This window comes from uncultured Frigoribacterium sp., from assembly GCF_963515265.1.
Classification (GTDB): domain Bacteria; phylum Actinomycetota; class Actinomycetes; order Actinomycetales; family Microbacteriaceae; genus Frigoribacterium.
This window is the reverse complement of record NZ_CAUPYL010000013.1, coordinates 22,418-29,646: the sequence shown is the minus strand read 5'-3', so window position 1 is coordinate 29,646 and position 7,229 is coordinate 22,418. Positions and strand designations below refer to the sequence as shown.

Here is a 7,229-nt window from a genome sequence, read left to right as displayed (position 1 = left end):
GCCGTCGTCTCGCCCTCGGCTACCTCGCCCTCGCGGTGGCCGCCGTCGCGGTCACCGCCGCCCTCGTCCCCGGCCAGCCGGTGTACGGCGGGCTGTCGCCCTGGCAGGGCACGTCGACCGTCGACATCCGGGAGGCGCCGACCGCCTCCGGCTGGACCGTCGACCTCGCCGGGGCGCTCGCCCCCGGCGCACCGGCCCTCTGCCTGCGGTTCCCCTCGGTGCCGGTCGGCGACGACGGCCTCGTGCTCGTCCGCGCCGCACCGGCCTGGACCTACGGCTTCGCGAACGACGCGGGCTGCGGCAGCGACACCCGGCAGGTCGGGTCGCGGGTCGGGCTGCTCGACACGCGGGACGGCCGGATGGCCTGGGTGCACGACGCCCGGGACGACTTCGCCGACCTGGGCGACCTCGACGGAGCCGAGGTGCTGTCGGCCTCGGCGATCGGCCCGGCGGGCGACCCCGACCGCCTCCTGCTGCGCACCTCGGGCGGCGCCCTCTCGAAGCTCGTGGCGCTGGACCCCGCGACGGGTCGGGTCGTCGACGGCTCCGCGCCGTGGACGACGACGGACAGCGACCAGTTCCAGTCGGAGGGGCAGGTCGTCCTCACGGGACGCCAGCCGTCCGCGGGCGGCGCCTACCGGTACGAGGTCCGCGACGCGGACGACCTCGGGCACGTGACGTGGCGGGGCGCCGGCACGACGACGGGCGTCGTCCTCGCCCTGCCGGACCGCGCCCTCGTCTCGACGCCGGGCGGCACGGTGGCCGTCGACCCGCGGACGGGCCGCGAGCGCGACTGGGGCACGAGGCTCGACACGCTGGTCGGGCCGCTCGTGCACGACGACCTCATCGTGTCGCCGTCAGGTCGGTCGGGGGGCTTCACGGCCGTCGACCTCGACGGGCGCACCCGGTGGACGACCTCCCCCGACGTGCAGGGGGCGCCGAGCGCGGCACGCACGTGCCTCGTCGTGACCGACGTCGCGGACGACCGCGTCAGCTGCGTCGACTGGGACACGGGCGAGACCCGCTGGAGCCACGACCGCCGGGGAGCGGTCAGCGTCGACGGCCTCGCCGGCCAGACCGACGACGACCTCTTCGCCGCGGCGCCCGACGGGGACGACGGATCGCTCGCCCTGCGCGTCCTCGACGGGACGGACGGGGCCGCGAGGTCGGTCGTCGAGCTGCCGGGCGGTGCGGTGCCGGCCGCGACCGGACGCACCGTCGGCTACGCGTTCGCCTACGGCAGCTCGGGCGGCCGGTCGACGGTCGTCGCCTTCGACCGGTCGTCGGGCGAGCGGCTGTGGGTCTACCAGGGCAGGCTGCAGGTGTCGTTCTGGGGCGGAGCGCTGGTCGACGTCGACGTCGACGGCGTGGCGCACGAGCTCACCGGACCGGAGGCGTCCGAGGTCGTCGCGCCCCGGTGGTGACGACGACCCTGTTCGAACGCGTGTTCGAACGATCGGCTAGGCTGAGGGGCATGAGCACGACCTTCACCTCCTCCCTGCTGGACGGCCTCGACGACGACGCCGAGCCGGGCGCGGGCCCCGTCACGAGGCGGGGCACCGGCCTGCGCGACCTCGACGGGGCCGTGCAGCACTTGCCCCTCGACGACGGCGCGTGGCTCGACCTCGTGCCCGGCTGGGCGACGGGCAGCGACGCGATGTTCGAGCGCCTCGTCGCCGAGGTCCCCTGGCAGGCCGACACGCGGACGATGTACGACCGTGTGGTCGAGGTGCCACGGCTGGTGTCGTCCTACGGCGAGCGCGACGTGCTGCCCGACCCCGTGCTCGGCACGGCGCGCGACGAGCTGAACCAGTGGTACTCCAGCCGGCGCGGGGCGCCCGACGAGCAGCTGTTCCGCCGCGCCGGGCTCTGCTTCTACCGCACGGGCGACGACAGCATCGCCTGGCACGGCGACCGCGTCGGCCGCACGATCGACCGCGACACGATGGTGGGCATCCTGTCCCTCGGCGCGCCGCGCACCCTCGCGATCCGGTCACGTCGCACGGGCAAGGTGCAGCGCTTCCCCCTCGGCCACGGCGACCTGCTCGTGATGGGCGGCAGCAGCCAGCGCACGCACGAGCACGCGATCGCGAAGACCCGCAAGGCGGTCGGCCCGCGCATCTCGGTGCAGTTCCGACCGGTGTGGCCTGCATAGGCCGCCCGCGGCCGGAGCGGGCCGCTCGGGTCTGGACAGACAGGCACGGCGACCGGTGTGGCCTGCGTAGGCCGCCCGCGGCCGGAGCGGGCCGCTCGGGTCTGGACAGACAGGCACGGCGACCGGTGTGGCCTGCGTAGCGGCTCCCTCCCACCCGACGCTCGTCGCTCATCCGGGCCTGCGCTCGTATGCTGTGCGCACGACCGACGACGAGGTGGACGAGCATGGCACCAGCGACCCGTGACGACGTGGCGCGCCTGGCCGGCGTCTCGTCGAGCACCGTCTCGTACGCCCTCAGCGGCCGTCGGACGATCTCGGACGCCACCCGCCGTCGCGTCGAGGCGGCCATGGCCGAGCTCAACTACACGCCGAACGCCTTCGCGCGCGGCCTGGCGGGGTCGCGGGGCGGCATCCTGGCCCTGCACTACCCGTACGGCAGGCGCGGCGTGACGTCGTCCGAGTTCGAGTACGTCGCGGCAGCCACGGACCGGGCGCGGGAACGCGGCTACCACCTCCTGCTCTGGTCGACCCCGATCGACGACGTCGAGGGCCTGGAGAGCCTCGTGAGCGAGGGCCTGGTCGACGGCGTCGTCCTGATGGAGCTGACGCCGGAGGACGACCGCGTGCCCGTCCTGACGGAGGCGCGGGTCCCCTTCACGAACATCGGCCGCCCCGACGACGTGGCCGGCCTCTGGTTCGTGGACGCCGACTACGACGCGCTGGGGCGGCTCGCCGTGCAGCACCTCGTCGACCTCGGCCACGAGCGGGCGTTCTTCCTCAGCCAGTCGGTCGGCTCGCACGAGCGCGGCTCGGGCCCCCTCGCGAGGGCCTCCCGCGCGCTGGACGACGCCGCACGGCGAGCGGGCCTCGTGCTCGAGGCGCACCACGCCCCCGTCTCGATCACGGGCGGCCGGTCGGCTTTCGACGCGTTCGTCGCGTCGTCCGCACGGCCCACCGCGGTGGTGGCGTTCAACGAGACGGCGCTGGCGGGCTTCGTGCAGGCGGCCGCGTTCGCCGACTGCTCGATCCCCCGTGACGTCTCCGTCGTCGCGCTGAGCATCGGCGACCTCGCCGCGGACATGACCTCGCCGCCGCTCACGACCGTCTCGCCCCCCGGGGTCGAGCTCGCCGCGGCCGCGGTGGACCACCTGGTCGACCGGCTGGAGGGACGCCGACTCGGTGCACCGCACCTCCTCGTGGCCCCGCAGCTCGTCGTCAGGGGCAGCTCGGCGCCCCCGTCACACGACGGGCGCGGTGCCGTCCGCGCCGCCGTTCGTCCCGCTGCGACGCGCCGCTAGCACGCGTTGTTGCGCGCCTCCTGCGCGTGTGTGACACTCATCGTCGACGCGCGTCGACGACGACGTGCGCGGCAGTGGCCCGGCTCGGCAGCACGAGCAGGCCACGTGCATCGCAACTCGACGAGGAGATCACCATGCGAGCATCCCTGCACCGCAGGTTCACGGGCCCCCTGGCCATCCTGGCTGCATCCAGCTTCCTGCTGGTCGGCTGTTCCGGCAGCGCCGACCCCAACGACCCCAACGCGGGCGGCGACGCCGGCGGGACGGTCGGCACCGCCGACGGCGTCGTCAACGTCTACGGGACGATCAACGGCGACGAGGCGACCCTGCTCGAGGAGTCCTGGGCCGACTGGGAGGCCGAGAACGACATCGAGATCAAGTACACGGGCGACAAGGAGTTCGAGAAGCAGATCGGCATCAAGGTCCAGGGCGGCGACACCCCCGACCTCGCGATCTTCCCGCAGCCCGGCCTGCTCGCCGACACGGTGAAGTCGGGCAAGGTGCAGGAGCTCCCGGCCGACGCGCTCGCGAACGTCAAGGAAGGCTGGTCGGAGGACTGGCAGAAGTACGGCCAGGTCGACGGCACGCAGTACGGCGCTCCGCTGATGGCCAGCGTCAAGGGCTACGTCTGGTACTCCCCCGCCAAGTTCGCGGAGTGGGGCGTCGAGATCCCCAAGACCTACGACGAGCTCGTCGAGGTCTCGAAGACCATCCAGGAGAAGACCGGCACCGCTCCCTGGTGCGCCGGCTTCAACTCGGGCGAGGCCTCGGGCTGGCCCGGCACCGACTGGGTCGAGGACCTCGTGCTCCGCGGGGCCGGACCCGACGCCTACGACTCGTGGGTCTCCGGAGACACGAAGTTCACCGACCCCGAGATCAAGGACGCGTTCGACTCCGTCGGCACGATCCTGCAGGACCCGACCATGGTCAACGCCGGCTACGGCGACGTGAAGTCGATCAACTCGACCGCCTTCGGCGACGTCGCGACCAACGTGGCGAACGGCAGCTGCGCGCTGACGCACCAGGCCTCGTTCTTCGAGGGCTTCCTCACCGCGGCGAACAACGCCGAGGGCACGCCCGCCACGGTCGCCGAGGACGGCGACGTGTGGGCCTTCCTCACCCCGCCCATGAAGGAGGACGACCCGGCTGCCGTCACCGGCGGCGGCGAGTTCGTCGCCGCGTTCTCGAACGACGACGACACCGCCAAGGTGCAGGCGTACCTCGCCAGCGCCGACTGGGCCAACAGCCGCGTCTCGCTCGGAGGCGTCATCTCGGCCAACAAGGGGCTCGACCCCGAGAACGCCGGCAGCGACCTGCTGAAGAGCGCCGTCGAGATCCTGCAGGGCACGGACACCACGTTCCGCTTCGACGGCTCCGACCTGATGCCGAAGTCGGTCGGCTCCGACAGCTTCTGGAAGGGCATGGTCGACTGGATCGACGGCACGGACACCGACTCGGTGCTCGAGGAGATCCAGGCCGGCTACACCAGCTAGCCCGCAACCCCACCGTGAGGGGCCGTCGCCGTGCGGCGGCGGCCCCTCACGCGTCCCCGTCGCGCGCAGCCGCCTCCTCTCGCCTGCGCCCGAACGCCCCCGTACCCGAACGTGAAAGGGACAGCGATGTCCAGTTTCTTCCAGTGGTTGGCGGGCATCCCGCCCCTGGCCCAGATCCCCCTGATCCTGCTCGCCTTCGCTGCGCTGGTCGGCGTGGTGCTCGTCTTCGTCGAGTTCGCGCCCCGCCGCGGCCGGCAGTACACGATCCTCCGCCTCGCCGTCTGCGTCGTCGTCCCCGTCGTGGTGCTGCTCGCCTTCGGCCTCTACCAGTCGGTCATCTGGGTCGCGGCGATCGCGGCCGTCCTCGGCGGCGGGCTGTTCCTGCTCGACTACCGCTCGAAGCGCGGCGCCGGCTACTCGCTGCAGCTCATCGCCTTCATGACCCCGGCGGTGTTCTTCCTGCTGATCGGCCTGATCTACCCCACCATCACCACCGCGGGCCAGGCCTTCATGAAGAACGACGGCTCGGGCTTCGCGGGCCTCGACAACTTCGTCTGGGTCTTCACGAGCCCCGACGGACTCACCGCCTTCGGGAACACGCTGATCTGGGTGCTGCTCGCCCCGATCACCGCGACCGCCATCGGCCTCGCCTACGCGGTCTTCATCGACAAGAGCCGCGGCGAGAAGTTCCTCAAGCTGCTCGTCTTCATGCCGATGGCCATCTCGTTCGTGGGCGCGTCGATCATCTTCAAGTTCTTCTACGACATCCGCCAGGGCGACCAGATCGGCCTGCTCAACGGCATCCTCGTCGGCTTCGGCGGCCAGCCCGTCGACTGGCTCGGCCTCGAGCCGTGGAACACCCTGCTGCTCGTGATCGTGCTGATCTGGACCCAGGCCGGGTTCGCGATGACGGTGCTCTCCGCCGCCATCAAGGGCGTCCCCGCCGAGCAGCTCGAGGCGGCCTCGCTCGACGGGACCAACGGATTCCAGGCCTTCCGCCACATCACCGTGCCGGGCATCCGCACGACCATCATCGTCGTGCTCACCACGATCTCGATCGCGTCGCTGAAGGTCTACGACATCGTCTCGGCGATGACCGGCGGCCGCAACGACACGACCATCCTCGCCTTCGAGATGGTCCGCCAGTTCCAGCTCGGCAGCCGCACCGGCTACAGCTCGGCGCTGGCCGTGATCCTGTTCGTGCTCGTCCTGCCGATCGTCGTCTACAACGCCCGCCAGATCCAGAAGCAGAGGGAGATCCGATGACCGCCACCCCCACCCCCGTCGGGGTCGCCGTCGGCTCGGGCACCGAGCGTCAGCTCAAGCGCGGCCTCGCCGCCGTCGAGAGCTCGAGCGGCAAGCTGAAGAAGGGCACGACCAGCCGCGGCGCCACGATCGCCGCGCTCGTCATCGCCGCCATCTGGACGCTGCCGACGGCCGGTCTGTTCATCTCGTCCTTCCGACCGGCGAACGACATCAAGACGACCGGCTGGTGGACCGTCTTCGCCAATCCCGGGTTCACGCTCGACAACTACGTCAACGCGTTCAACTCGGGCGACAGCCTGACGCTCGGCAAGGCCTTCTTCAACTCCCTCGTCATCACGCTGCCCGCGGCGCTCATCCCGATCACGATCGCCAGCCTCGCGGCGTACGCGTTCGCGTGGATCGACTTCAAGGGCCGCAACACGATGTTCGTGCTCGTCTTCGCGCTGCAGATCGTGCCGATCCAGATGGCCCTCGTGCCGCTGCTCCGGCTCTTCTCCGACGGTCTGCGGGTCGGGGGCCTGTACATCCTCCCGGGCCTCGGGGTGAACGGGCTCGACGGCTCCTTCGCCAAGGTGTGGATCGCGCACACGATCTTCGCGCTCCCCCTGGCGATCTTCATGCTGCACAACTTCATCTCCGAGATCCCGGCGGAGGTGATCGAGGCGGCCCGCATGGACGGCGCCGGACACGGCCAGGTCTTCTTCCGCATCGTGCTGCCGCTGTCGATGCCGGCCATCGCCTCCTTCGGCATCTTCCAGTTCTTGTGGGTGTGGAACGACCTGCTCGTGGCGACGGTGTTCACCTCGGGGCAGGGGTTGCCCATCACGAAGGCGCTGCAGGACCTGTCGGGCTCGTACGGCCAGTCGTGGGAGCTGCTCACGGCCGGGGCGTTCATCTCGATCATCGTGCCGCTGATCGTGTTCTTCGCCCTGCAGCGGTTCTTCGTCCGCGGTCTGCTGGCCGGCGCCACGAAGGGCTAGATCGCCCTGGCGGTGCTCGATCTGCCTCTCGGCGGGC

The 7,229-nt window shown here is 71.5% G+C and carries 6 protein-coding genes; all 6 read left to right on the top strand.

The window, feature by feature from the left end; genetic code table 11:
* On the top strand, positions 1-1,424 hold a 1,424-nt coding region (locus RWM17_RS03020; protein WP_314101220.1), incomplete at its 5' end, for a PQQ-binding-like beta-propeller repeat protein.
* 50 nt (positions 1,425-1,474) lie between these two features.
* Complete coding sequence (locus tag RWM17_RS03015) at positions 1,475-2,155, top strand: alpha-ketoglutarate-dependent dioxygenase AlkB (protein ID WP_314101217.1); 681 nt, start codon at positions 1,475-1,477, stop codon at positions 2,153-2,155.
* Between the two features lie 224 nt (positions 2,156-2,379).
* Positions 2,380-3,453 (top strand): LacI family DNA-binding transcriptional regulator, encoded by a 1,074-nt coding sequence (locus RWM17_RS03010; RefSeq protein WP_314101214.1) that lies wholly within the window; start codon positions 2,380-2,382, stop codon positions 3,451-3,453.
* A 134-nt stretch (positions 3,454-3,587) separates the two neighbouring features.
* Entirely contained in the window at positions 3,588-4,946 is a 1,359-nt protein-coding gene (locus RWM17_RS03005) for an ABC transporter substrate-binding protein (RefSeq protein ID WP_314101212.1), read from the top strand.
* A 126-nt stretch (positions 4,947-5,072) separates the two neighbouring features.
* Positions 5,073-6,212 (top strand): carbohydrate ABC transporter permease, encoded by a 1,140-nt coding sequence (locus RWM17_RS03000; RefSeq protein WP_192042008.1) that lies wholly within the window; start codon positions 5,073-5,075, stop codon positions 6,210-6,212.
* Positions 6,209-7,192, top strand: a complete 984-nt coding sequence (locus RWM17_RS02995) for a carbohydrate ABC transporter permease (RefSeq protein ID WP_314101209.1) — start codon at positions 6,209-6,211, stop codon at positions 7,190-7,192. Before RWM17_RS03000 ends, RWM17_RS02995 begins: the two co-directional genes overlap by 4 nt.
* The last annotated feature ends 37 nt before the right edge of the window (positions 7,193-7,229 follow it).